24 protein-coding genes, 1 tRNA gene and 1 pseudogene are annotated in these 23,174 nt (G+C 56.4%); 14 read left to right on the top strand and 12 right to left on the bottom strand.

All coding sequences use genetic code 11. The annotated features are described in order from the left end of the window. Positions 1-198: 198 nt before the first annotated feature. The 3 genes from F6X59_RS27630 to F6X59_RS27640 form a co-directional block, all read right to left on the bottom strand. Entirely contained in the window at positions 199-1,494 is a 1,296-nt protein-coding gene (locus tag F6X59_RS27630; RefSeq protein ID WP_152959240.1) for an NAD(P)/FAD-dependent oxidoreductase, read from the bottom strand. Between the two features lie 84 nt (positions 1,495-1,578). After that, entirely contained in the window at positions 1,579-1,752 is a 174-nt protein-coding gene (locus tag F6X59_RS27635) for a DUF3094 domain-containing protein (protein ID WP_060512989.1), read from the bottom strand. Between the two features lie 132 nt (positions 1,753-1,884). Then, positions 1,885-2,514, bottom strand: a complete 630-nt coding sequence (locus F6X59_RS27640; RefSeq protein ID WP_152959241.1) for a DUF1780 domain-containing protein — start codon at positions 2,512-2,514, stop codon at positions 1,885-1,887. Between the two features lie 109 nt (positions 2,515-2,623). Here F6X59_RS27640 and F6X59_RS27645 point away from each other — a divergent pair, with 109 nt between their 5' ends. Then, the gene (locus F6X59_RS27645) at positions 2,624-3,307 is read left to right on the top strand and encodes an energy-coupling factor ABC transporter permease (protein WP_372240561.1); all 684 of its coding nucleotides are present in this window, start codon (positions 2,624-2,626) and stop codon (positions 3,305-3,307) included. Positions 3,308-3,382: 75 nt separating this feature from the next. Here F6X59_RS27645 and yacG read toward each other — a convergent pair whose 3' ends face one another. The 4 genes from yacG to F6X59_RS27665 are packed head-to-tail and all read right to left on the bottom strand — an operon-like array spanning position 3,383 to position 6,280. Continuing rightward, positions 3,383-3,583, bottom strand: coding sequence for a DNA gyrase inhibitor YacG (gene yacG, locus F6X59_RS27650; RefSeq protein ID WP_085674056.1), 201 nt, complete (start codon positions 3,581-3,583; stop codon positions 3,383-3,385). Next, positions 3,580-4,203, bottom strand: coding sequence for a dephospho-CoA kinase (coaE, locus tag F6X59_RS27655; protein ID WP_152959243.1), 624 nt, complete (start codon positions 4,201-4,203; stop codon positions 3,580-3,582). The genes yacG and coaE overlap by 4 nt, the downstream gene beginning before the upstream one ends. Beyond that, positions 4,203-5,069: an A24 family peptidase gene (locus F6X59_RS27660; RefSeq protein ID WP_152959244.1), complete on the bottom strand. Its 867-nt coding sequence runs from the start codon at positions 5,067-5,069 to the stop codon at positions 4,203-4,205. The genes coaE and F6X59_RS27660 overlap by 1 nt, the downstream gene beginning before the upstream one ends. Before the next feature lie 2 nt (positions 5,070-5,071). Beyond that, positions 5,072-6,280 carry a type II secretion system F family protein gene (locus tag F6X59_RS27665; RefSeq protein ID WP_152959245.1) on the bottom strand — a complete coding sequence of 403 codons (1,209 nt, stop codon included), beginning with the start codon at positions 6,278-6,280 and terminating at the stop codon, positions 5,072-5,074. 215 nt (positions 6,281-6,495) lie between these two features. On the opposite strand from F6X59_RS27665, the gene F6X59_RS27670 reads away from it, so the two are divergent. From F6X59_RS27670 to F6X59_RS27680, 3 genes are all read left to right on the top strand, one after another. Continuing rightward, complete coding sequence (locus F6X59_RS27670) at positions 6,496-6,906, top strand: pilin (RefSeq protein ID WP_152959246.1); 411 nt, start codon at positions 6,496-6,498, stop codon at positions 6,904-6,906. A 70-nt stretch (positions 6,907-6,976) separates the two neighbouring features. Next, a tRNA-Thr gene (locus F6X59_RS27675) sits at positions 6,977-7,052 on the top strand. A 343-nt stretch (positions 7,053-7,395) separates the two neighbouring features. Then, on the top strand, positions 7,396-8,550 hold the full coding sequence (locus F6X59_RS27680) for a Fic family protein (RefSeq protein ID WP_152959247.1): 1,155 nt from the start codon (positions 7,396-7,398) through the stop codon (positions 8,548-8,550). A gap of 889 nt (positions 8,551-9,439) precedes the next feature. On the opposite strand, the gene F6X59_RS27685 is transcribed toward F6X59_RS27680, so the two are convergent. After that, positions 9,440-9,658 (bottom strand): hypothetical protein, encoded by a 219-nt coding sequence (locus tag F6X59_RS27685; RefSeq protein ID WP_152959248.1) that lies wholly within the window; start codon positions 9,656-9,658, stop codon positions 9,440-9,442. Between the two features lie 721 nt (positions 9,659-10,379). Between F6X59_RS27685 and F6X59_RS28780 the strand changes: the two are divergent. Continuing rightward, positions 10,380-10,481 (top strand): annotated as a pseudogene (locus F6X59_RS28780) (integrase); the annotation flags it as partial. A 59-nt stretch (positions 10,482-10,540) separates the two neighbouring features. Here the strand turns inward: F6X59_RS28780 and F6X59_RS27690 are convergent. Both F6X59_RS27690 and F6X59_RS27695 read right to left on the bottom strand, forming a co-directional pair. Next, positions 10,541-11,128 (bottom strand): hypothetical protein, encoded by a 588-nt coding sequence (locus F6X59_RS27690; protein WP_152959249.1) that lies wholly within the window; start codon positions 11,126-11,128, stop codon positions 10,541-10,543. Between the two features lie 35 nt (positions 11,129-11,163). Beyond that, positions 11,164-12,039, bottom strand: a complete 876-nt coding sequence (locus tag F6X59_RS27695) for a DUF3298 domain-containing protein (RefSeq protein ID WP_152959250.1) — start codon at positions 12,037-12,039, stop codon at positions 11,164-11,166. Positions 12,040-12,523: 484 nt separating this feature from the next. On the opposite strand from F6X59_RS27695, the gene F6X59_RS27700 reads away from it, so the two are divergent. From F6X59_RS27700 to F6X59_RS27715, 4 genes are all read left to right on the top strand, one after another. Then, complete coding sequence (locus tag F6X59_RS27700; RefSeq protein ID WP_152959251.1) at positions 12,524-13,351, top strand: hypothetical protein; 828 nt, start codon at positions 12,524-12,526, stop codon at positions 13,349-13,351. 405 nt (positions 13,352-13,756) lie between these two features. Beyond that, positions 13,757-14,965 carry an ABC-three component system protein gene (locus F6X59_RS27705; RefSeq protein ID WP_256669523.1) on the top strand — a complete coding sequence of 403 codons (1,209 nt, stop codon included), beginning with the start codon at positions 13,757-13,759 and terminating at the stop codon, positions 14,963-14,965. Beyond that, on the top strand, positions 14,965-15,462 hold the full coding sequence (locus F6X59_RS27710; protein ID WP_152959252.1) for a three component ABC system middle component: 498 nt from the start codon (positions 14,965-14,967) through the stop codon (positions 15,460-15,462). Before F6X59_RS27705 ends, F6X59_RS27710 begins: the two co-directional genes overlap by 1 nt. Continuing rightward, on the top strand, positions 15,459-17,411 hold the full coding sequence (locus F6X59_RS27715) for a DUF3732 domain-containing protein (protein WP_152959253.1): 1,953 nt from the start codon (positions 15,459-15,461) through the stop codon (positions 17,409-17,411). Before F6X59_RS27710 ends, F6X59_RS27715 begins: the two co-directional genes overlap by 4 nt. A 645-nt stretch (positions 17,412-18,056) precedes the next feature. On the opposite strand, the gene F6X59_RS27720 is transcribed toward F6X59_RS27715, so the two are convergent. Further along, positions 18,057-18,413 carry a hypothetical protein gene (locus F6X59_RS27720; RefSeq protein ID WP_152959254.1) on the bottom strand — a complete coding sequence of 119 codons (357 nt, stop codon included), beginning with the start codon at positions 18,411-18,413 and terminating at the stop codon, positions 18,057-18,059. Positions 18,414-18,967: 554 nt separating this feature from the next. Here F6X59_RS27720 and F6X59_RS27725 point away from each other — a divergent pair. The 3 genes from F6X59_RS27725 (at position 18,968) to F6X59_RS27735 (ending at position 21,156) form a co-directional block, all read left to right on the top strand. Next, on the top strand, positions 18,968-19,777 hold the full coding sequence (locus F6X59_RS27725) for an AraC family transcriptional regulator (RefSeq protein WP_152959255.1): 810 nt from the start codon (positions 18,968-18,970) through the stop codon (positions 19,775-19,777). A 103-nt stretch (positions 19,778-19,880) separates the two neighbouring features. After that, complete coding sequence (locus F6X59_RS27730; RefSeq protein ID WP_152959256.1) at positions 19,881-20,513, top strand: alanyl-tRNA editing protein; 633 nt, start codon at positions 19,881-19,883, stop codon at positions 20,511-20,513. A gap of 25 nt (positions 20,514-20,538) precedes the next feature. Continuing rightward, positions 20,539-21,156, top strand: coding sequence for a LysE family transporter (locus tag F6X59_RS27735; protein WP_372240562.1), 618 nt, complete (start codon positions 20,539-20,541; stop codon positions 21,154-21,156). A 21-nt stretch (positions 21,157-21,177) separates the two neighbouring features. On the opposite strand, the gene F6X59_RS27740 is transcribed toward F6X59_RS27735, so the two are convergent. Then, positions 21,178-21,567 (bottom strand): tautomerase family protein, encoded by a 390-nt coding sequence (locus F6X59_RS27740; RefSeq protein ID WP_152959257.1) that lies wholly within the window; start codon positions 21,565-21,567, stop codon positions 21,178-21,180. Between the two features lie 103 nt (positions 21,568-21,670). Between F6X59_RS27740 and F6X59_RS27745 the strand changes: the two genes are divergently transcribed. Together F6X59_RS27745 and F6X59_RS27750 are read left to right on the top strand one after the other, a co-directional pair. After that, on the top strand, positions 21,671-22,513 hold the full coding sequence (locus F6X59_RS27745; RefSeq protein WP_152959258.1) for a LysR family transcriptional regulator: 843 nt from the start codon (positions 21,671-21,673) through the stop codon (positions 22,511-22,513). Between the two features lie 102 nt (positions 22,514-22,615). Next, the gene (locus F6X59_RS27750; protein WP_152959259.1) at positions 22,616-23,059 is read left to right on the top strand and encodes a GFA family protein; all 444 of its coding nucleotides are present in this window, start codon (positions 22,616-22,618) and stop codon (positions 23,057-23,059) included. Positions 23,060-23,174 lie beyond the last annotated feature (115 nt).

Raw genomic sequence — 23,174 nt, forward strand, 5'->3', positions numbered from 1 at the left:
GTCGTTAGCTCAGTTGGTAGAGCAGTTGGCTTTTAACCAATTGGTCGTAGGTTCGAATCCTACACGACCCACCATGTAAAAAGGGCATCTCGAATGAGATGCCCTTTTTCTTTGCCTCACGAAAATATCAGAGGCTTGCGCGACCCCTGTGGAAGCCGCGCTTGCTGGGGAAGGGCCGCGAGGCGGCCCCGGCAATCTTCAGTGCAGCTTCAGTCGTGGTTCAGTGCCACGGCCAATCTTGCTACCCAGCATCATCAGTGCCGTGCGGAAGAACCCATACAGCGCCATCTGGTGCATGCGGTACAGCGACACGTAGAACATCCGCGCCAGCCAGCCCTCCAGCTTCACGCTGCCCATCAGGTTACCCATCAGGTTGCCCACCGCCGAGAAGCGCGACAGCGACACCAGCGAACCGTAGTCCTTGTACGCGTAAGTCGGCAGCGCCTTGTTCTCCAGCCGCGCCTTCAGGCTCTGCGCCAGCATCGAAGCCTGCTGGTGCGCGGCCTGGGCCCGTGGTGGCACGTTGCGGTCACTACCCGGTTGCGGGCACGCGGCACAGTCACCGAAGGCGAAGATGTTGTCATCGCGGGTGGTCTGCAGGGTAGGGCGCACCACCAGCTGGTTGATGCGGTTGGTTTCCAGGCCATCAATGTCCTTGAGGAAGCCCGGTGCACGGATACCCGCCGCCCACACCTTGAGGCTGGCCTGGATCACTTCACCGTCTTTGGTCCTCAGGCCATCCTCGGTCACTTCGCTGACCGCGGCGTTGGTCAGCACCTTCACGCCGAGTTTTTCCAGGGTCTTGTGCACCGGTACGCTGATGCGCTCTGGCAGTGCAGGCAGCACGCGCGGGCCGGCCTCGATGAGGGTGATGTGCATGTCCTTGGGCTGGATGCGGTCCAGGCCATAAGCCGCCAGTTCGTGGGCAGCGTGGTGCAGCTCGGCCGCCAGTTCAACACCGGTGGCACCGGCGCCGACGATGGCCACGCTGATCTGCTCGCTGGCCGCGTCACCCGCGTGGGCACGCAGGTAGTGGTTCAGCAACTGCTGGTGGAAGCGCTCGGCCTGCTTGCGGGTGTCGAGGAACAGGCAGTGCTGCGCCGCGCCCAGGGTGCCGAAGTCGTTGGTGTTCGAACCCACGGCGATGACCAGGGTGTCATAGCCCAGGGTGCGCGCAGGCAGCAGCTCGCGACCCTCTTCATCGAGGGTGGCAGCCAGTTGAATCTGCTTGCCTTCACGGTCCAGGCCGCTCATGCGCCCCAGCTGGAAGTTGAAGTGGTTCCACTTGGCCTGGGCCACGTAGTTCAGTTCGTCTTCCGAGGAGTTCAGCGAGCCGGCGGCCACTTCGTGCAGCAGGGGTTTCCAGATGTGCGTAAGGTTGGCGTCGACCAGGGTGATCTCGGCCTGCTTGCGCTTGCCCAGGCTTTTACCCAGGCGGGTCGCCAGTTCCAGGCCGCCGGCGCCGCCGCCGACAATCACGATGCGATGAGTCATGGGGATATCTCATAAGGTTTACGGAATTCGTGGCCGCAGGGGCCGGCCGCAAACTGCGTGAGGGAAGGGCGAGCGCGAAGCAGCTCATAGCACCAGTTCACTCAGCAGGCGGCTGATCAGACCCAACCCGATGGTCACGGCCAGTACCAGCACAAGGAGCAGCCAGGGCCGAAAAGGCCGGCGCTCGACTTGGTGCTGGGGGGCTCGCAGATACTCATCGACACGACGCTGATCTTCCGGGTTCAGGCGGCTGGTCATGGTGGGCCTCGTCAGGTAGACGTTTGTGACTGCACGAACGCCACAGCGTTCATGCAAGCGCTTCAAACAAATGATAATGCTTTCTATCCCTGGCGCCGAGTTTACGCCATCGCAAAGACTCTCGGCAGTGGATCAAAGACTGATGCCCACGTCGAAGACGATGCTGCGCCCCAGGTTGCCGCGCAAAAAATCCGGCGCGTCGGGGTGGGCGAACAGCACCCGGGCGAAGGTCGGCCCGACCAGCGACAACGAGCGCCAGCCCTGGCGCAGGTATTCGGTGGGCGGCGGGAAGTGGGTGTTGAGGTCGAGCACTTCGCGCTTGAGGCTGGCGAAGGCGATGATGTCCAGTTCACCCAGGTCCAGCCCGCGCTCGCGGTAGTTGTGCGCCTTCTTGCGCAGGGTCGGCGCCAGGCGCCCGAGCAGCTCGGCGGCAGCGATGCGCCGGGGGCGGGCTTCGCGGCGCACCAGCTGGGCCAGGGAAAAGGCACTGCGCCGGCGTTGCAGCTCTTCACGCCATTCGTCGTTGAGGCGGCGGCCTTCGTCGAGCACAAAGAACACCTCGAATGCCGCATCGCGGAACAGCACGTCCGGGGGCTCCTGGCCGGCCGGGGTGAAGTCCTCGCTGCGGTAAGGGATGTTCAGCCCTTGCAACAGGCGCTGGCACACCCATCGCTCCCGCTCCCACTTGCGGGCGTTGGAGAGAAAGGCATTGGCTTGTTCGGCCTGGATGGTAAGCAGGCGCAGGTAGTCTGAGTCATCCATGGGAACAAGCTTAGCCGCTAATCGATGACGGTAAGATGCTGTTTGCGCGTGGGAAACGGGGCAGGGTGTAGACTCAGTTTGTCTGCATGGCCGAAAGGGATGGTTCCAGGTGATCAGCGCGCAGGTTTTATCCACAACCAGCCTTGCCCTGGGTTGGCTCGGTTATGTGCCCTTGTTGATCTGGGCTGCCAGCCGCACGCGCTGGGTGGAGCTGGTGACCGACCGGCGCCGCCAGCACCTGCTGTTTGGCACGGTGTTCTGCCTGTTTGCCCTGTGGCTGGTCAGGCGTGATTTCGATACGGGCGTGTCCTACCACTTCATCGGCATGACGGCGGTGACCTTGCTGCTGGACTGGCCGCTGGCCGTTCTGGGCGGTTGCCTCGCCCAATTGGGGTTGCTGGCGCTGGGGCGGCAGGACCTTGCGGCGCTTGGGGTCAATGGCTTGCTGCTGGTGGGCTTACCGGTGCTGATTACCGAAGTGTGCGCGATCCTGGTCGAGCGCGCGCAACCGCGCAACCTGTTTGTTTATATCTTCTGCTCGGGCTTCTTTCCCGCTGCGCTGACGGTGCTGATTTGCGTGCCGGTGGCGTTGGGGGTGTTATGGCTGGACGGGCGCTTTGCGATGCCGGAGTGGCTCAGCGATTTTATCGGCTACCTGTGGTTGATGATGTTCCCGGAGGCGTTCATCAACGGCATGGTGATCAGTGCGCTGGTGGTGTTTTGCCCAGAGTGGCTGGAGACATTCAACCGCACTCGATACTTACAGGCGCCGTGGAAGGAGGATGAGCGCTGATTTCTTTATTTGCTGTATCGGCCTCTTCGCGGGTTCACCCGCGAAGAGGCCGGCACAGGCAGCCTAGGGCTCAGTTTAGTGCCGAGGCTCCAGCTCTCCCGAGAACAGCTCATCCTCAGCATCCGGCGCTACCGGAATCTTGTGCTCCTCGGCCGCCCAGGCCCCCAGGTCGATCAGCTTGCAGCGATCGGAACAGAATGGCCGGAACGCGTTTTTCTCGTTCCATTCCACAGGTGCGCCACAGGTCGGGCAATCGACGGTCAATGGCTGGCTCATGGCTGGCCTCCTCGTAAAGTCAGGTAAAAGTGGTGCAGGCGGTCAATCTGCTCGTACAGTGCGGCGAGGTGGCCGTCATTGACCACCACGTCGTCGGCATGGCCCAGGCGGTCCTCACGGGCCAGCTGGGCCTTGAGAATGGCCTGCACCTGCTCGGGGCTGGTGTTGTCACGTACCAGGGTGCGCGCCACCTGCAGATCCTGCGGCACATCGATCACCAGCACGCGCTGCACCTTCTGGTGCTGGCCCGACTCGATCAGCAGCGGCGACACGTATACCGCATAGGGCGACTCGGCTTTGGCCAGGTAACTGAAGATCTCCTGCCCGATCAGCGGGTGCAGCAGTTGCTCCAGCCACTTGCGCTGAGCCGGGTCGGCGAAGATCAGCTGGCGCAAGGCCGCACGATCAAGCTGGCCATCGTCCTGCAGCACGCCGGGGCCGAAGCGCTCGACGATGCTCGCCAGTGCCGGGCGGCCGGGTTCGACCACCCAGCGCGCCGCCTGGTCGGCATCGACCAGGTGCACGCCAAGTTCGACGAAGCGCTCGGCGGCGGCGCTCTTGCCGCTGCCGATACCGCCGGTCAGCCCGAGAATCCAGGGGGTGAAGGCCTTGGTGGTCATCACATTCCAAACAGTTGCAGGTAGAAGGCGTATATTTCATCACCCCAGAGCACAGCAATCCACCCCGCAATGGCCAGATAAGGGCCAAAGGGTATGGCCGTGCCGACGGATTGCCTGCGCACGCGCAGCAGGCACAGGCCCGCCACCACCCCGATCACCGATGACAGCAGCAAGGTTACCGGCAATACCTGCCAACCGCCCCAGGCACCGATCAACGCCAGCAGCTTGAAGTCGCCATAGCCCATGCCCTCCTTGCCGGTGATCAGCTTGAACACCCAGTACACCGACCACAGGCTCAGGTAACCGGCCACCGCGCCCCACAGTGCATCGGGCAACGGCACCACGGTGTCGAATGCGTTGACGATCAAGCCCAGCCACAGCGTCGGCAGCACGATGACATCGGGCAGAATCTGCTGGTCATGGTCGATCAGGCTCAGTGCCAGCAGGCTCCAGCTCAGCAGCAGCAGGGCCAGCGCCTCGATACTTGCGCCGGAATGCCAGGCCACCACCATCGACAACAGTGCACAGGCCAGCTCGACCAATGGATATCGCGCACTGATCGGCTGCTTGCAGGCGGAGCAGCGCCCGCGCAATGCCAGGTAACTCACTACCGGGATGTTCTCCCAGGCGCGAATCGCGTGTTTGCAATGTGGGCAGTGGGAGGCGGGGAGGGACAAGTTGAAGCGTTCGTGCGCGGTGGTCGGCAGGCCCAGCACCTCCTGCGCCTCACGCTGCCACTGGCGCTCGAGCATGATCGGCAGGCGATGCACCACCACGTTGAGGAAACTGCCCACCAACAGGCCTAGCACCGCTGCCAGGGTAATGAAGTACGCCGGCTGCTCGGCCAGCAAAGTCCACGAATTCATGTTCAGATCAAGCTACCCAACTGGAAGATCGGCAGGTACATCGCCACCACCAGGCCACCGACCAGCAAGCCCAGGATCAGCACGATGGCCGGCTCCAGCAGGCTGGTCAACTGGTCCAGCGTCTGGCTGACCTGTTCCTCGTAATGGCTGGCGGATTTTTCCAGCATCTGGTCCAGCGTGCCGCTGGATTCACCGATGGCGGTCAGCTGTACCAACAATGGCGGAAACAGCGGTTCATTGGCCATCGCTCGATTCAGCGCCTGCCCGTTGGCCATTCCCTGGCGCAAGCGCTGCACCGCCTGCTCGTGCAGGCCATCGCCACAGGCCTTGGCCACGGTGCCCAGCGCATCCAGCAACGGCACCCCGGCAGCATAGGACGTGGCCAGAGTGCGGGCAAAGCGCGCCAGGGCGGCCTGGCTCAACAGCTTGCCAAACACAGGAACGCGCAAGGCCCGTGCAGTTATCCACAGGCGTGCTGGCGCATGCTTTTTATACAGTCGGGTCACCCCGAGCCCCAGGCCAACTGCGGTGCCCAACAGCAGCGGCGCATAGCGCCCCAGCCCTGTGGACAAGTCGATCACCCACTGGGTGAAGGCCGGCAGCGCGGCATCGAAACCGGCAAACAGGCTCTCGAAACGCGGAATCACCTCCAGCAACAACACCGCCGAAACCCCCAACCCGGTCAGCAACAGCAGCAATGGATAAAGCATCGCCTTGCGCACTCGCTTACGCAGCACTTGGCGCTGCTCCAGCATCCCCGCCAGTTGTTCCAGCTGCCGGTCGAGCGTACCGGACTGCTCGCCCACGCGAATCAGGTTGCAGTACAGCCCATCGAACCACGCCGGATGGCGCTGCAGCGCATCCGCCAGCCCCAGGCCCGAGGCTACATCCCGTTTCAATTTATCCAGCAAAGCTGCCTGCCCCGCACTGCAGGCGCTGCGCCCCATCACCTCGAAGGCCTGCAACAGCGGCACCCCGGCCTTGAGCAAGGTCGCCAGCTGCCGGCTGAAGCCTGCCGGGTCGGTTTTTTCCCGAGCCTTGGGCAAACGCCATTCAAACCCGCCAGCCGCCCGCAGGCTGACCACGCGGATGCCCTGGCGCTGCAAGCCGGCCCGCGCATAGGCCGGGCTGCGCCCGCTGACCTGGCCGCTGACTGCGGCGCCACTGGCATCGGTGCCGCGCCAGGTATAGAGGTGTGTGGATGGGTTCATGCAAAGGTCCTTTTCGGCTCGTGCGACAAGCCTGGAAACAGCTTGCCGCGTCCATGAGCGGGCGTGCGTCCGTGATGCTCACTAGAGTAGTTCAGCGAAGATGACGCCCTGGCGGGCAGGGGTGACAAAAGGTGTCTGTTCAGGCCTACTGCGCCGCTGCCAGTTGGGGGCGAGCCTGACCTCCACGAGTACACGTATCAAAAAGGAAAACGTTCATGAAAGGGCAACGCGGTATCACCCTGATCGAACTGATGATCGTCGTCGCGATCATCGGCATTCTGGCGACCATCGCCTTACCGATGTACACCAACCACCAGTCCCGCACCAAGGCTGCAGCCGGGTTGCTGGAGATCAGCGCGCTGAAGACGGCGATGGAGCTGCGGTTGAATGAAGGCAAGGATGTGGGGAGTGTGGCTGAGTTGGGTGGCCAGCCGGCTACGGCGAACTGTGCGATTGCGGTGAGCAGCAAGGCGGCTGACGGGATTGGCACGATTGCATGCACCCTGGTTGATGCGCCGACCAATGTGGTTGGCAAGAGCCTTGCCCTGACGCGTTCGCCAACTGGCTGGACCTGCACGACCGATATCGAGGAAGCCCTCGCGCCGAAGGGCTGCAAAGCGCCCTGAGGGGAAGGGAATAAGGCCGGGGAAACAGGGGTTTACGCGGCGGGTGCGGCAGTGGTACGTTGCGCTACACGCCGGTGTAGCTCAGTCGGTAGAGCAGCGCACTCGTAACGCGAAGGTCGCAGGTTCGATTCCTGTCTCCGGCACCATTCAAATGACCTGATTGCAATCCCCCGCAATCAGGTTTCAAGCAATACACACCCCGCACTCCCAGAATATCGCAGCCCTCCAGCACTACTCGGTCCCCACTGTAGGAGCCGCGCTTGCCGGCGATGGGCTGCGAAGCAGCCCAAATTCCTCAGGCTGACAGGCCCCTACACCCTGTCACGCTCAGCTCCGTCCTATTCGACTTATCGATGTGCCCTTTTCAACTTAAGGTTGCGCGACATTCGAGATAATGCTTTTCTTCGATAAGGCTAGAGCCCAATGATTACGGGCTCATAATCAAAAAAATTAGAGATAATCTGATCGCCGTTTAGAGATAATTCACAAATGCCGCAGTTTTCTCACCACGATCTCCAGCTGCTGAACCCGTCCTTCGACTCGCCCTTGGTCGACGTGCTGAGCGAGCTTGAATTCCTGCGCCGGCTAAGGCTGGAAGGCGACACCCCGGCGCCGGTTTTCTTCCAGCTAAAGGATATCTTCCACACCCTGGAGAGCTTGGGGTCTGCCCGAATCGAGGGTAACCACACCACCCTCGCGGACTACATCGATAGCAAGGTCGAAGGCACCGCCGAAAGCACCGATCAATTGCTGGAGGTTGCCAACATCGAAAAGTCGATGGACTACATCGAACAGGTGATGCAGCCCGGTGTAGACCTGACCGAGCACATGATCCGCGAGTTGCACGCCATGACCGTGGTCGATCTGCGGCGCGAAGGGGACCGCACACCGGGTGCCTACCGTGAAGGGCCGGTGCGTATTTCGCAGTCGGATCACCTTCCACCTGAGGGGCTGCTGGTGCCGCAGTACATGCAGGAGCTGGTCAGCTTCATCAACCGTGACGATTCGCCAAAGTACGCATTGATGAAAGTTGCCCTGGCGCACCATCGTTTCGGCTGGATTCACCCATTCGGCAATGGTAACGGGCGAGTGGTGAGACTGCTCACGTACGCGCTACTGATGAAGTACGGCTTCAACGTGAACGTGGGCGGCAGGGTGCTGAACCCAACTGCCGTGTTCTGCAACGACCGCGAGAAGTATTACTCCATGCTGGGGATGGCCGACACCGGCACCGCGGCCGGGCTAGAGGCATGGTGCGTTTACGTGCTTGAGGGCATTCGTGACGAGCTGGAAAAGGTGGATAGGCTCACCCAGTACGGCTACCTGACTAAATCGATCTTGTCCCCTGCCGTGAGCTATGCGCGCAGCCGGGAATGGATTACCGCAGTTGAAGAGCAGATCTTGGACTGTGCGATAAGCATGAAAGTGGTGAAGTCTGGCGATATTGCGCAGGCAGTTCCCAAGCTCACTGCTAGCCAGCGGACCTACCAGATCAAGAACCTGGTAGAGCAGGGGATGCTGATACCGGTTAGCCCAGGCTCTAGGCAGTACACGATCGGGTTCTCGAACAATTACTTGGTACGGGGTGTGATCAAAGCGTTGAGAAGCCAAGGTTTCATTCCCGAGCCACTCGATAACCCCTGAGGAGTGCCACCCGCTGCAATCCCCGGGTCCATCTGGTCACCCGCAGAAACAATCTGCCAAAGCGGATGGTTTGACGCTCCAAGGTAAATATCCGAGGATGAACCCCGAGGACTGCAATTGCGCGTTTTCGGGCATGGCTTGCCAGTAATCGGCCCCCCGAATCTGGCAGCAGTGAAGCTGGCGCTCACTGATGTAGGGACAGTCGATAGGCCCCACCATACGGCCAATGATTCGACTGGGTTCTGACCTGATGGATAGTGAATCCGGAAACTAAAGAATCGCTGCGACTACAGCCTCAGCAACATCCGAAGGCGACCCCGAAAAGGTTGCCTTTTCTTTTGCCCGTTGATCATGGTTTCGCTGACTGTGGGTCCTCGTGGAGCCGGTTGAGGCGCCCATGTCACCGCCGAGGTACGCAGAATATTTAGGGCTGGCGCAATCCCGCTTACCGCATCTGTTTTGCACAATTTCTAAAGGCCTGCACGACCTCTGTGGGAGTATCCGCCGTGCTCAATTTCTAGAACTTAGCGCCCCCTCTGGGGAGCGGGCTTGTCCCGCGAACACGGGCGAAGCCCGTGCCATCAAACGCAACTTCCAGCCCAAGAGTAATCCCAGTTCAGGCAGGCGCTGGACCGGTAGTTTTCAGATTTGAACGCTCTCACTACCCCGGCAGTGCTTAGTGGCACAGCGCATACTTCTGGCACAAACGCTTAGGTACGCGGCTGTAGCTGGACGCCTACGCGAATAGGGTGAAACGGGGAGCAATCAGGATTGGCTTGGTTAGCTTTCGGAAAGCGCAGGAGGGACGAGTCTTTTCTCTGAAAGCAGGCATGTCATGAAACCAAGCCCTCAGGATAGGGCAGCGCACTTGTGGCACTGCCCAGATGCTTCAGCCTTTGTTGGCATTGAGCTTGCGCAGCTCTTCATAGGTGGCCGACTGGACAAACCAGAAGCCCGAAATGATGCACCAACTCAAGCTGCCGACTACGAAGATTCCCAAGGCAGGCAGGAACCCGCTGGTGAACATGGCGATGAATGCGAACAGCCAGATCATGGCCAGAGAAACATAGAGGACGATGTTGTTGACGCTGATGACGAAGTCTTTCACAGGGCTTGTTCCTTGCGGGTGTCGATGATTTCCCCTCCTGGGGCTCGGAGATGCTATCACATTGCCTTCATTGGGGTTTGTAAGGTCACGGCGCTCCTTCGGTGGCTCTCCCCCCCAAATGGCGATTCGCGTCCGGCAACTCGCCCGTTCACCTCCTCGGTGATGGATGCCAACTTCAGATCATGGCCCTCGTGCGCCAGACAACACTTCCTACTTCGCTGGCCTACAGCAACCTTTCCGCTTGGCCGAATCTTGCGCCAACCTACGCCCGTCTCCCTCTCCTAGGAAGAGACGGGTGCTTCTAACACTGCTGCAGCCCTCATCGCACTTGGCATTGCGGCTACTCCACTCGTGACAATCGACGTGACAAACGCCGATCTCATCAGCAGCAGCGCTCAAGATGATGGTGCCGCAGACCAGGGATTGGACTGCACCTGACTGACAGTCAGGCATGCCCCGGTCATCGCACCGCTGCGCTCACCCGGCTCAGGATCTTTAGGCACTGGTCTCGTCAGCCAATGCAGCCTCCACCCGCCCACCGGTAACGGTGCTCAGGAGGCCAGATTATGAGATGCCCTTGCTCGCGGTCGTAAGGAGCCGCCAGTTCCGCATAGTGGACATTCCCCACAGGTCGCAGGGGCCTTGATCCCTGATAACACTCAGCATTCTTGGCGGGATGACGTGGGGCGAGGATTGGAGAGCAGAAAATGAGGTGACCAATATTGTATTGGTGGGTAGACGCGATGGCCACAAGTTCGGTTACGGCAGGCAATTGAGCTATGCGGGGCCGCAGGCGTTGAAAGATATGTTCGGCGGCGGCCACTAAGGCACGGTCAAGTCGCGTAGATCGATACTGGCCTTCCAGCATAATCTGAATGGTACTCAAGCGCGTGTTAGCTTTTTTACCATTAGCCAAACGATGAAAATGATCACGCATCCCCATATCGGAAACAAGGCCCAGTGTAACGTGCTATAAAAAATTTGATACGACTCAATTGCCATTCCTATGGCAGCTAGGAAAAATCCTATCCCTGCCACAAAGTTACCATTTCCAGAGCTTACGGCGGCTGACATAAGTATCATGAGAGCTAAGGAGGTGAGCATATGTATGAACATCGCAACAAATGTGCTGGCAATTAAGGCGGTTAAAATTTCTAGCGTTCTCCACCAGCCTCCATCTCCAAAATTGAAGGTGAAGGAGAGCCAAATCCATACTAAGATTGTTAATAGCATAAAGAATAAGTTTCTCGAAACTATCTTGTTGCGCTTTTCGTCTGATAAGTCAGGGTCTTCATCAGCGCCAGGCATGGAATAATCCATGTCTCCAAAACCTAAAGATAGAAACTTGTCCGATAGCCACTCGTTTGATCGCTTTGCAAAGCTATTATTGAATATGTCGAGCATTGCAAGGCCAAAGCCCAGCAGTTCAAGCAGTAACGCAAGTACCTGTAATTTATCCAATTTACTCAAAGTCCGATGATCAATTAAATGTTGTACATTAATGGCTAAAAGGCGAATGCTAATGGCCCGTTCAGATTGACAAAACCTCTCAGGTCTTCAATTTTTATGCTGACCGTGACGTTTCCATATGCGCCTGCGGCTACACCGTATTCCGAAAAGCATAAATTCAAATAGCTGCTGTCGAAATAATAGCACTGGTCGTCTGTGACCGTCTCGAACCAATGGTCCGGGATCTGTGCGGAAAGACGGGAAACGGTGAGCTTATTGATGGGTTTTGTATATCCTGATCTAAACAGATCTTTAAATTCCACCGGCTCGCCAGTCTTAAGGTTAAGGTTAACGCTAATCACGCGGTTGGCAGCGCTGCCAGCGCCATGCCCGAAGAAATAACCTTCAGCAACAACGTTCAGGAAATCGCCTTCAATATCAGCTTTGGTGATTTTCATTTCATGATCTTCACTGCCATCAAATTTTTCGTTCACCCCGATTTTGTCAGTAATGTATGAGTTTATTTTTCGCTCAAGTATAGGGTCGCTCAAACCAGTGATCACCACGTATTCGATATCGATAGTGGCTTCGCTAACAATTGTGTCTGGATTGTGATCCTTGAGTTGTCTGCTTAATCGCTGAAGCTCAATTTTTGGTTTGCTGTGTGCCGGGGCGGTAATCGTAGTCACTGGTGAGCTTTGGGTTTGTTGAATACTAAGTGCCTGTAAAGTGAACCATGCGAGCAAGCCCATTACGGCGACAATCCAGGTCAGCAATATTATGTATTTAACAACTAGGAAGGAATGCTTTCCGGAGAGCTTCGTTAAGAACGAGGCTTTCAGTGTCTCTTTAAATACTATTAGCAAAACTCCCACGCATAGACCGCCTAACCCAGTGGTAGTAGCGAGCTTTTCGAGTAATGAGTAGTCCATGCTTGGCTCCTTGGGGCCTGCTGTCTTGTAGGTGTGTCAGCGGGGTTGGATCGTGTGCGCGATCGCTTCAACTGATCGTCAGTGCGCAAACTCAGGCTGTCTTTTCACATGATGATACAGACGTAGCGTTGGCGACTGATAGCTCGGTAGCTCGCTTGGGTAGCGCTATGAACGCTGCGGATTCAATCGACACGGCTGGCGGTCAGTCCAAAGGCTAGGAAATCATCCTTTAGCTGAGCACCAAAACGCAGCTCAAGGGCACCCTGCTATGGGGGCATTCTCAAGGTTTTGATTCAATACTTTCGCGGAAACCTGTGTTGGCTGTTGATCAGGATCTACCCCCTCGGGGTAGGCGTTAAAGGGCGAGGCCGGCCGCGGACGCGCGGCGGTCTCTCGACCTGGCAGGCTACTGTTTTGGGGTACCATAACTCCTATCAAAGCTAGTATCCTTAAACGATCCAAACTGCCGCAATGCGAAACTCACATGGACGTAGCAACACAAATTATCGCCAACGCCCTAGGGCGCTTCGCCAATGCTATGAGACTGTATGGCGAAGCATTCTATAGGTACCGCGGCCTCGTTGAGGTCGACAAAGAGGAGGCCATCCACAATCTGGACCGCTCTTTTGAGGCCACATTGGAAGGGTTCCATGGGCTCTACGATGTTTCAAAGCCCTTGTTGGATTACCACGCGTTTCCTGAGACCAGCCTACTGATCTCCTTGCGAAATGCATTGCACCACCGCGACCACCCACTTTTCCACAGCCTCCTGCAGAATTTATGGTTGGATGGAGAACCTGAGCGGCGGTACGGGGCTGAATACCTTATCGCGAGGCACCGCACCACTGGCGGGGAGCCCCCACCTATGATGCATTTGATCAAGCTCAGCGATATTAGCGATCGACTCGATCCCCGGGCAGACTCGCCATACCTGAACCGTATGGGCAAGAGCAATGCATTAGCCCAGTTCCAGCGGCTTGAAACAGGCTTGGCTCTTACCAAAATCTGGGGCAAGGCACGTGGTGAACGCTACCCGGATAAGCAGGTGTACATAGACATATTGCCGATCTTTAACTCAGCTGTATCGCGCGTGTTCATTGCGTTAGTTGATGCCGGGGTCCCCTTCAGAAATTACGATGAGAATGCCTACAAAAAGATGTTCATTGAAGAGGTAAGGAGCGATTTGCAGCACTTTGATTTTTTCGCTCTTCGAATCAATGATGCTCAGCTGGCCTTCGGTCCTAAGCTGACCGTTCAGATGGCTGCGAGGCCAACCGGGAACACCTACCAGACTGCACCAAAAGAGGAATGAAGCGGGTCTTCCTGCAGTGGTCAGGAATACATCCTCGCGCAGGGGGGGGCCGCTTCCATAGGCTGTGGTCACGTATTGCGTACCATCCTGTCACCGATGCGGATCAGCGACAGGATGGCGTTAAAGCCGAAGGGGTTTGCTCCTGGGTGTTTAAGCGTATGTTTAGGGAAAATCGGTACCTGGCTCTGTGCCGTACAACGTTGTAATCTTGCGAGAGCAATTTCTTCTGAGCTCGTCAGTAAACGGGCGTCACCAGCCTGGTAGATCCAATAGCGACGAACGGTGCAAAGCTCGGTTAAGCGAATGAGTTTATAAGCCGAGAGCTGGCGCGAAGGGGAAAGATTCGCTAAATATCAAGTTGTAGCGGCTATTGCTATGTTGCTCTTTGCCGAGAAGGGAATATGTATGGCAAGCAAAGCGAATGAATTCGATGCAACAGCATCAATGCTTGGTTACCTATATCAGGCACGATACGCTCTATATTTAAGCCTTCAAAAAATCCGCGAGGTCCAGGACCCGGATGAATGCTTTGTGTCTATCGAAAAGCTTGACGATATCGCATTCGAAACAGGTGGAAACCCCGTCGATATTCTTCAGACCAAATACCATGGTGCTGAAGGTAACCTGACGAACAGAAGCGCCGATCTGTGGAAAACCATCAGGGTCTGGGCAGAAGGCATAACGAATGGAGGCCTCGATCCGGCCACGTCGAACTTCACTCTCATCACGACTCAGAGCGCACCTGAGACTGGGCTTGTGGCTGGTCTACTGCCAGCGCCTTCCCGTGACGTCGAATCTGTCAGGAAGCTCCTCGATGAGATTGCGGAGGAGACCTCCAACGCGACCAACCTTCCTGCTTATAATGCATACAACAATTTGCTGGACCGGCAGAAGGACCTTCTGATTGGCTCTATCAACATCCTGTGCCGCTCCGCGAGCATTCTGGATGTAGAGAGCCTGATCAAGAAAGAGCTCAGGACCACTGCGGAAAAGAAGCACATAGATGCTTTTAGCACACGTCTTGAAGGTGAGTGGTTTAAACGCTTTATCAGTGCCATGTCGTCTTCAGATCAAAAGGAAGTCTGCCTTGGTGAGGTCGTTTCCATTATCGACGATCTTCGTTCTCAATTTTCTTTGACCAATCTGACAGCAGACTATGCCGAGGCGGAACCAGAGGATATTGATGTCGATGGCGATGACCGAAACTTCGTAGAGCAGCTGCGTATTGTCGGGTATTCGAATATGGCAATTCGAATTGCCATAACTAATTTTTATCGCGCCTATGAGCAGCGCTCCAGGTGGTCGCGCGACGGCCTGGTAAAACCCGGCGAGCTTAAAGCTTACCTTAAGAAACTTGAAGAGGAGTGGGAATTCCATCTCTCTACAATGCAGCCGGACTTTGATCTTTCAAGCGATGATCAATGCAAGAGACTAGGTAGAGGTGTCTACGATAAGTGTCAGGAAGACAAATTGTCCAACCGCATCAGGAAGGATTTTAACCATCCCTATGTCGCACGGGGGAGTTATCACACGCTGGCTGATGAGTTAAAAATTGGCTGGCATCCAAATTATAAATCCCTTCTTCAAAAGGAAGATAAGAAGGGGGCAGCCTGATGTCGTTGAGAGAAATCTTCACCCAGGAAGAAATTAACCTTTACAATCCGGCTTATACCGGCTTCTTATTTCTTGCATCATTGCGGGCCTACTGTGAAGTCAATGCGCAGGGTATGCATTGCGCGCTGCCCTATGTCGTGGTTCCCATGGCGCTTTCTCCGCGTATAGCGGACAGCCTGCCGGCTACATATAGAACGCCCATTGCCTCATGGGTTGCACAGCAGGGGGGAGAGCTATCTGATTTTTCGGCAATGGCCACAGCCTGTATCCCTATTGTGAATGCAGCCACTCTTTTCATGCTGGATCGGAAAGTAATTCAGCTGACACAGGACGCGCATTACCTCGTGGCGCAAGATGATCTGGCTAGAACTTCAAGCCTGTTCAATAAGAGCGATAGTATGAAAAAAGCTCTTAAGGCAGCAAATTTTATAGGAAAATGGTTTGCCCATTCCTCGACCGTTGAAACCATTTATGCCCAGCTAGGGATCAGGCCATGACCATGCAGATTCTACAAATATCCGTCTACGGCAAAAACGGAGAACGCCGTGACGTGAAGTTAACTCCCTCCCGTGTCAATATCATCACGGGTGCATCGAAGAAGGGAAAATCGTCCCTGCTGGAGATCGTAGAATACTGCCTGGGGTCCAGTGAATGCAGTGTAGCTGAAGGGTTCATCAGAAAAACAGTTGACTGGTATGCCATTCTGCTCCATTTCCGCGACACGCAGGTCTTCATTGCCCGTGCTGCGCCACTGCCCGGGCTAAACTCCAACAGTACATCACACATGATTGTGGAGAAAGACATTAAGGTTCCGGATCGATCGGAGCTTAAGTCATCGACGAACATCGACAGTGTTGTTAATTACCTTACAGAAAAGCTTGGTGTTCCGGAGCAGGAAACAGAAGTTCCTGAAGGTCAGACGCGCTCTTCGATCTCCATCAATTTCAAACACTCGCGTTACTACCTATTCCAGAGCCAGGATGAGATTGCGGCGAAAAAAATTCTGTTTCACCGCCAATCTGAACCGCATATTCCGCAGGCGATCAAAGACACTATCCCCTATTTTCTGGGGGCCGCTGAAGATGATCGCCTGAAAGATCTCGCTGCACTGCGGGGCCTGAAGCAGGAAAAAACACGTCTCACCAAGAAGCTGTATGAGCTGGAGTCGCTGAAAGGTGACGGGCTCCAGAAGGGGTATGTCCTTCTGACGGAGGCGGCCCAGATTGGACTCTATACAAGTGAAAACCTCATACCCAACGAGAAGGAACTGCTCGCCAGTCTCGCACGCATCAGTAACTGGGTGCCACCACTCGCCCCCGTAGAGGAAAACTCCAACGATCCGCTATCTGTTCTGGAGCGGGAGTACCAGGACCTCCAGCAGCAAAAGCGTGAAGTGCGCTTCAAGCTGAGTTCTGCCAATGAATTCGCGCGATCGGAGACCGGATTCGAAAAGGAGGCTGGAGAGCAGAGCTTCAGGCTGCAATCTATTGGCCTGTTCAAGAAGGCCTCAGCAGCAAACCATGTTTGCCCCATCTGCGATTCTAAGCATGAGGCCAGTGATGGTGCAGAGAGCATTATTCAGCAAGCCATTGCCGACCTGACGCATAAGCTTGATGGCGTCGAGCGAAACCGTCCACGGATTACTGGTTACATTCAGGGCTTAATGGCAGAGCACAATAACCTTGCCGACAAGGTCAAAAAGGTCCGCGATAGCATCGGGCAGATCAGGTCCAAGGATGTTGCCTCAGAAGGTTTTCAAGACCCAAATTTACTGAAATCCAGAGTCGCCGGGCGGGTATCGCTCTACCTGGATGGCATCAACTGGGCAGATGACACCGGACCGATCAAGCAGCAAATTGCTGTACTTGAGCCGCAGATCGAAGAGCTCGAAGAGAAGCTTAATCCCGATGCCCTGAAAGAAAGACTGGACGCCCAGATCAGTATCATCAGCGAGGATATGACGCGATGGGCGAGAGAGCTGGGCCTCGAGCATTCGGAGCATCCTATCCGTCTCGACATACCCAAGCTCACGGTCGTGGCCGAAACGCCCCATGGGAGAACACCTCTCCATCGTATGGGCAGCGGGGAGAACTGGGTAGGCTATCACCTGGTAACCTACCTGGCGCTGGCCAAATGGTTCATTAAAGAGAATCGCCCTGTTGGCAGGTTCATCTTCTTTGACCAGCCTACCCAGGTGTACTTCCCGTCTGACAAAGTCGTGACGGGCAACATCGAAGAGATCGAGAAGGACGAGGATCGCAAAGCGGTCAAGAAAATGTTCGAATGGCTCTTCAAGGTTGTGGAGCAGGAGCTGGGGCCTGACCTGCAGGTCATCGTCACCGACCATGCCGATATTGAGGAGGACTGGTATCAGTCGGCCATCGCCGATAAAAAATGGCGTGGTGATATCGCACTCATTCCTAAACATTGGTATACGGAAGAGTAATTTTCAATGTCGATTTGGCGCGAGCCCTACACGAATTAGCACTGAATCAACGAAAAGTTGTGGGGGTCGAGCGATGGATTTATTTCAAATCTATCAACAATCTCGACCCCGAAACGAATTGACCACCAAATTGATAAAATCAGGGTTCATAGACTCTAAATGCGTAACAAGTCAAGCGCTTTTATTCAAGGTGCTATTGAATTAGAGTTAAAGGGGACAGATTTATTTTTTGTGACGCTCGTTGATGAAACATAAATTTTGGGCCTGCCCCACGTCAACGGACGTCAAGAGGCGATGTTCGAGTCGTTCTCTTGAGGGTTCTGATGTTCACTCGAACCCACGGTAAAAATAAATCTGTCCCCTTTTTACACAGCCCCCCTTTTTACACTCCGATAGGCTGCTCTGGGGCGATAGCAGTCAGTCGTGAGCAGCTGCAATCGACCCAAAGCGGCCCTTCGGGGAGGTCGGCTAACGGCCATCAGCGGACGCTTGCGATTGTCGTCAATGTAGTATTAGCTGTCCCTTTGTGATCTGGGGCCTTAAATAGTTAGGAGTATTTTGGGTATGGGAGAGTCCAGCGGTAGGAAAACAAAAATTTTATGATGACTCAGACAGATTGGGGTGTTGGCGGAGTTTCAAAGGTTCTCATGCAGAGCCTAAGACGCTTTTACCGTACACGTACAAAGCTTGATCAAATTTTCCACACACAAGCCTTATTCCCTCTCCCAGCTGTAGTTCAATACTATCGATAGATCCCATTGAGCGGCCATTATCATGGTAGCCTTTTCCTAGGCTGTAGGCCGTTTTGCCATTTGCGTGATATGCTTTACCTAAACTCCAGGCTGTTTTTCCATTTGGGTGATAAGCTTTTCCCAAACTCCAAGCCGTTTTGCCATTGGAATGATATGCTTTCCCTAAGCTCCACGCAGTCTTTCCATTGTTATGGTACGCTTTATCGAGGCTCCACATTGTTTTTCCGTTTGCATGGTAACTTGTAGACATAGTGCATTCCTTTGTATTCACTTGACGTTCAGGTGATGGCAAGAGGCTAGCCATAGCTGCCAGACATGTCTAGTGTCGACCGGCAGCTTTTGGCCGAAAGCTGCCTCTGACGCACGTCCGCAATTGGTCGAAAACTGTCGCTCGGGAATGACCTCTTTTGCCCCCCAACCTAGCATTTGAAGCAGGAGGGCGCAGCTCTTACTGGATCTTCGCCAATTACCGCTTCGATTCCACTGGAAGCCATAACTAGCTGATTTTTTTATAGATACCCTAAGAGGTAAATCAAAAAATCCACCAAATTCCAGCCCCGCGAAAACCGTGCCCTCACGTCCAACAACCGTCCGTCTGTCTCCGCACCGGATATCAAGGCTTGCAGCGATGCAGGCCTTTTCCGTGTCTTGAAGAAAGGCGCCATCACCCGCTGACTGACGCCCCAGCGATCCCGCCAGCCAAGCGCTGGCGCAGCCTTGCCAAGCCCTCAACCCGTCAACCACGCCAGCCCCCACAAGATCAGGTATGAGATGATCCCCCCCGGGTGTGGCAGGAGGCGGTCGATGGCAGACCACGTTGATTACAAACGCAACAGCGAAATCCCCGGGCTGGTGCTGAGCGAGGCGCGCTTCTCAAGCTTTCGCTTCGGCAGCCACTACCATCTGGATTTCCACGTCGGCTTGATCACCGATGGCGTGCAGCGCCAGGTACTCAATGGTGAGACGACGTTGCTGTCGCCGGGCACCATCCAGTTGATGCCACCCGGCGAAATCCACGATGGCATCAGCGCAGGCGACGACGCCTACACGCTGAAGACATTCCGTGTGTCCGCCGACCTGTTGCGCAGCGTTACGCAAGAGCTTACGGGCCGTGACCAGTTTTCCGCCCTGGGTGGCGCGGTGTTGCAGGATGCCAGCCTCGCCATCCAGCTTTCTCGGCTGCACGACGCGCTCGCAGCAGGCCTGCCTACAGACCCGCTGTTCGTCGATTCTCAATGGCTCATGCTGCTCGGGCGGCTGTTCGCCCAAGCGCGGATGGTCAAGCCGCAGTTCGTAAAGGGCACGCTTTCGATCGTGCAGTGGCATTGTGTGCGGGACTACTGCAACGAACACCTCGCGGACAAGATAACGCTCGAAGAGCTGGCTGCGTTGTGCGACCTGGAGCGTTTTCACTTCCTCAAGCTGTTCAAGCAAACAGTCGGCATGACGCCACATGCCTGGCTGGTGCGTTTGCGCCTGGAGCGCGCCTGTGTGCTGCTGAGCCATACCCAGTGGGAATTGACCAGGGTCGCGCAAGAGGTGGGTTTCTACGACCAGAGCCACTTCAATCGGGCTTTCAAGCAAGCCTTTGGGGTTGCACCGTCTCGTTACTGATCGCTGTTGCCCCATCAATTTTTTACAAGTGCGCGAAGTCCTCGCCCTTTAGCCTTGAGTCTTGATCGGGCGCTGCCCTGGAAAGGAACAAGGATTTAGATCGATGACGCAACGGGCGTACTACACCAGCGATGAGTTGACCTTGAGCACGCACGTGGTGCGTTGCACGCCGATGGAGGATGGACGGTGCCAGGTCTATTTGGCCGAGACCCTCTTTCACCCTCAGGGCGGTGGGCAGCTGGCGGATCAGGGGACTATCGCGGGTATCCGGGTAGAGGAAGTGCTCAATATCGAGGGTGATGTGGCGCATGTCGTCGGGCAACCCATGCCCGTGGGCAGCGTCGAGATTGCCATCTCGCCCGAGGTGCGTGCGCTGCATGCTCGCCTGCATTCCGCCGGTCACCTGGTTGCGTGTGTCGGGCAGAACTTGGGCTGGCTCCCTAGCAAAGGCCACCACTGGCCGGGGGAGTGCCGGGTGGTTTTCGAGCGCCAGGCGGGTTGCGAGCCGCTGACGGTAGAAGGCATCGAGGCGGCGGTGAACGCGCTGATCGAGCGTGACCTGCCGCGGCAGTTGAGCGACCAGGACGGTGTCCGCTCAGTGTGTTTTGGCACCTTGCCGATGCACGGTTGCGGCGGCACGCATGTCGCCTCGACGGGCTTGGTCGGGCCGATCCAGGTGCTCAAGCTCAAAGAGAAGAAAGGCCTGCTGTCGGTGCATTACGACGTAGCGCGATAGACAACGAAGTAACTGGAGACATCACGTGGACTACGTTCCCCAGCTTTTGACCATTGGCGCCGTCATGCTCCTGGCCTGCGTAAGCCCAGGCCCCGATTTCATCGCCGTCACTTCCAACGCCTTGGTGAGCCGCAGCCGAGGAATGGGTGTTGCAATGGGCACCAGCGCAGGCATCGCCATCTGGGCGGTGCTGGCGATTGTCGGACTGGGTGTTTTGCTGAGCACGGTGGCGTGGTTGTATGACGCGATTCGGGTAGTGGGCGCGGCGTATCTGATCTACATGGGCATCAAAATGCTGCTCGGCGCGCGGCGGCCTTATGCAGCCCTCGAAATCAGCACGACGCAAAACACCACCACAGCTGCACCCCGCGTCGGGTTGCTGGTGTCTGCCACGAATCCCAAGGCCGCGGCGTTCTTCGGCAGCTTTTTCATCACCGTGCTGCCGGCACATGCCCCAGGCTGGGTGATGGCTGCTGCCGTGGTGGTGGTCACGCTTGTTGCGTTTGCCTGGTTTTCCACGCTGGCATTGATGTTTTCCACGGCTCGGGTGCGGGCGTTTTACACAAAGGTGCGTCGGCCGATCGATGCCGCAATGGGCGCGGTACTGGTGGGGCTTGGCTTGCGGCTGGCGCTGGTTCGATAACGCCAGGCCGAGTTACCTGCTTCAGCTCCACAGCTTCGCGCTTTGCGGCACCCCGCCATAGCCATAAGCCGTAGCGCGCACGTCTATGATGTGGACGTTCGAATGAGGGTGCACATTGCCGATACGTCCCGAAAGCAGATCATAGGCCTCACGCTGATACCGCCGTTTCTGCTCCACTGTTGTCGTTTCGTCTGTGATCGTGACCTCCAGGCGAAAGCTGTTTCGCCCTAAGCGCTCAAGCGATTCGCTGTCGATAAACCACAAGCCAGCATCGACGAACCGAACGACCACCATCGTTTGTGATGGCTGCTTGTCCAGAACGCGTGCAGTCAGTTCAGTTAGCTCGTGGCTGAGGTCGGACGCCAACGCAGTATTCGGCGCGCCGGACAGGGTCAGGGTGATACCAGGCATTTGAGTCATCCTCGTCAGTGAATGTGCCTGTAACTTAGCCTTTGAACATGTTCCTAAAAAGCGGGAAAATCAGTGCTCATCTTCCTGTTTATCCGGAGCCTGAATGTACCACTTCGACATTGCGCAGCTCCACGTCTACTTGGCGGTCTGTGAGGCAGGCAGTATCTCGGCAGCCGCCCCGGCATTGTTTCGCTCGACCTCCGCCATCAGCGAACAGCTGCGTAAGCTGGAAGATGCCATCGGTGTCGAGTTGCTCATTCGCGGCAAGCAAGGCGTTCGCCCAACACCTGCTGGTGAACGACTTTTGCGCCACGCCAGGCAGATCATCACCCTGGGCGAGCGGGCGCTGTCCGACGTTCGAGGCGAACAGTTCGAAGGGGAGATACGCTTAGCGATCACTGATTACTTTCGCCCCGACGACATTGCAGGGTTGCTGAAAAAACTTCGTGAATGGCATCCACGGCTTCGACTGCATGTGGTGATGAAAAAGAGCCTGGAAATTGATCAGGCAAATGACCACCTGGACATTGGCTTGGCCATGCGTTTCAACGAGCGCGTGTCTTCATCCAACCTGTTTGAAGTAAGGCAGGAGCCACTGCAATGGTTAGCCGCTGCCGGTTGGGTTCCAGAGCCTGGGCAGCCGCTGCCATTGCTCGCGATCAGCGGGTGCGGATTGTCGGAGTACAGCTGCCAGGTGTTGGAGCGCGCCCATGTCGAATACGAGATCGTTTACTCGACTTCAGGGGTGGCGGGGTTGCAATCGGCATTGAAGGCAGGGCTTGGAATTGCATGCCTTAACGCGAGTGCTGTCCCCCATGGTGTGGAGCCTTACAGGACTGGCTTGCCGGCATTGGCGCAAGCCAGGTTCTCGCTGCTTCCACCGCGTAAGGGGGAGTCTGCGCTAGTGGAAAATGTGCGGCGATTGTTGCAGGGTTATCTCGCATAGGGTTCAGGGCAAGGCAGTCATCGTTTCATTCAGGCTAATAGACACCCATTTTGGCCTTGCCCCGTGAATATCCAGATTGGCTTCTCAGACTAGAGAACCGCTATGACTGATGAAAAAAACGATGATCGCCCTGTTTATCAAGCAGCCTGCCATTGCGGAACAGTGAGATTTTCACTGCGCTTGACCGACGGGCTGCGTACAGCGCGAAGGTGCAACTGCTCGCTCTGCCGCATGCGTGGCGCCGTGGCGGTATCAGCCAACCTGAACGACATCACCGTCACCCAAGGCGAACAAGCGCTGACCCTTTATCAATTCAACACACGTGAAGCCAAGCACTACTTCTGCTCGAAGTGTGGGATCTATACCTTCCACCAGCGTCGCTCTGTGCCGGACCAGTACGGAGTCAACGTGGCTTGTATTGAGGGGATGAGCCCATTCGACTTCCCGCAAGTGCCTGTCAGTGAAGGACGCAATCATCCTAAAGACCGCGTAGGTGGGGCAGCAGGGGTTGCAGGATGGCTGCGGTATGAAAGCAACCTTGAGTGACTGCACAGCTGGCGTGGGAAGTCGTCTGCGGGTGGCTCGACTTCAATCTTTCATCATGCCCAGTTCGGCATCATCGAGCAGTGCCTTGGCCAGGGCGCTGAGGTAGTGCGAGGCC

This window comes from Pseudomonas sp. MN1F (assembly GCF_009391885.1).
Lineage (GTDB): Bacteria > Pseudomonadota > Gammaproteobacteria > Pseudomonadales > Pseudomonadaceae > Aquipseudomonas.

What these genes read in the sequence shown, in the direction of transcription:
- F6X59_RS27630 (WP_152959240.1), bottom strand. Translation starts at nt 1,494, where the DNA reads ATGACTCATCGCATCGTGATTGTCGGCGGCGGCGCCGGCGGCCTGGAA.
- F6X59_RS27635 (WP_060512989.1), bottom strand. Translation starts at nt 1,752, where the DNA reads ATGACCAGCCGCCTGAACCCGGAAGATCAGCGTCGTGTCGATGAGTAT.
- F6X59_RS27640 (WP_152959241.1), bottom strand. Translation starts at nt 2,514, where the DNA reads ATGGATGACTCAGACTACCTGCGCCTGCTTACCATCCAGGCCGAACAA.
- yacG (WP_085674056.1), bottom strand. Translation starts at nt 3,583, where the DNA reads ATGAGCCAGCCATTGACCGTCGATTGCCCGACCTGTGGCGCACCTGTG.
- coaE (WP_152959243.1), bottom strand. Translation starts at nt 4,203, where the DNA reads ATGACCACCAAGGCCTTCACCCCCTGGATTCTCGGGCTGACCGGCGGT.
- F6X59_RS27660 (WP_152959244.1), bottom strand. Translation starts at nt 5,069, where the DNA reads ATGAATTCGTGGACTTTGCTGGCCGAGCAGCCGGCGTACTTCATTACC.
- F6X59_RS27665 (WP_152959245.1), bottom strand. Translation starts at nt 6,280, where the DNA reads ATGAACCCATCCACACACCTCTATACCTGGCGCGGCACCGATGCCAGT.
- F6X59_RS27670 (WP_152959246.1), top strand. Translation starts at nt 6,496, where the DNA reads ATGAAAGGGCAACGCGGTATCACCCTGATCGAACTGATGATCGTCGTC.
- F6X59_RS27680 (WP_152959247.1), top strand. Translation starts at nt 7,396, where the DNA reads ATGCCGCAGTTTTCTCACCACGATCTCCAGCTGCTGAACCCGTCCTTC.
- F6X59_RS27695 (WP_152959250.1), bottom strand. Translation starts at nt 12,039, where the DNA reads ATGGACTACTCATTACTCGAAAAGCTCGCTACTACCACTGGGTTAGGC.
- F6X59_RS27700 (WP_152959251.1), top strand. Translation starts at nt 12,524, where the DNA reads ATGGACGTAGCAACACAAATTATCGCCAACGCCCTAGGGCGCTTCGCC.
- F6X59_RS27705 (WP_256669523.1), top strand. Translation starts at nt 13,757, where the DNA reads ATGGCAAGCAAAGCGAATGAATTCGATGCAACAGCATCAATGCTTGGT.
- F6X59_RS27710 (WP_152959252.1), top strand. Translation starts at nt 14,965, where the DNA reads ATGTCGTTGAGAGAAATCTTCACCCAGGAAGAAATTAACCTTTACAAT.
- F6X59_RS27715 (WP_152959253.1), top strand. Translation starts at nt 15,459, where the DNA reads ATGACCATGCAGATTCTACAAATATCCGTCTACGGCAAAAACGGAGAA.
- F6X59_RS27720 (WP_152959254.1), bottom strand. Translation starts at nt 18,413, where the DNA reads ATGTCTACAAGTTACCATGCAAACGGAAAAACAATGTGGAGCCTCGAT.
- F6X59_RS27725 (WP_152959255.1), top strand. Translation starts at nt 18,968, where the DNA reads ATGGCAGACCACGTTGATTACAAACGCAACAGCGAAATCCCCGGGCTG.
- F6X59_RS27730 (WP_152959256.1), top strand. Translation starts at nt 19,881, where the DNA reads ATGACGCAACGGGCGTACTACACCAGCGATGAGTTGACCTTGAGCACG.
- F6X59_RS27740 (WP_152959257.1), bottom strand. Translation starts at nt 21,567, where the DNA reads ATGCCTGGTATCACCCTGACCCTGTCCGGCGCGCCGAATACTGCGTTG.
- F6X59_RS27745 (WP_152959258.1), top strand. Translation starts at nt 21,671, where the DNA reads ATGTACCACTTCGACATTGCGCAGCTCCACGTCTACTTGGCGGTCTGT.
- F6X59_RS27750 (WP_152959259.1), top strand. Translation starts at nt 22,616, where the DNA reads ATGACTGATGAAAAAAACGATGATCGCCCTGTTTATCAAGCAGCCTGC.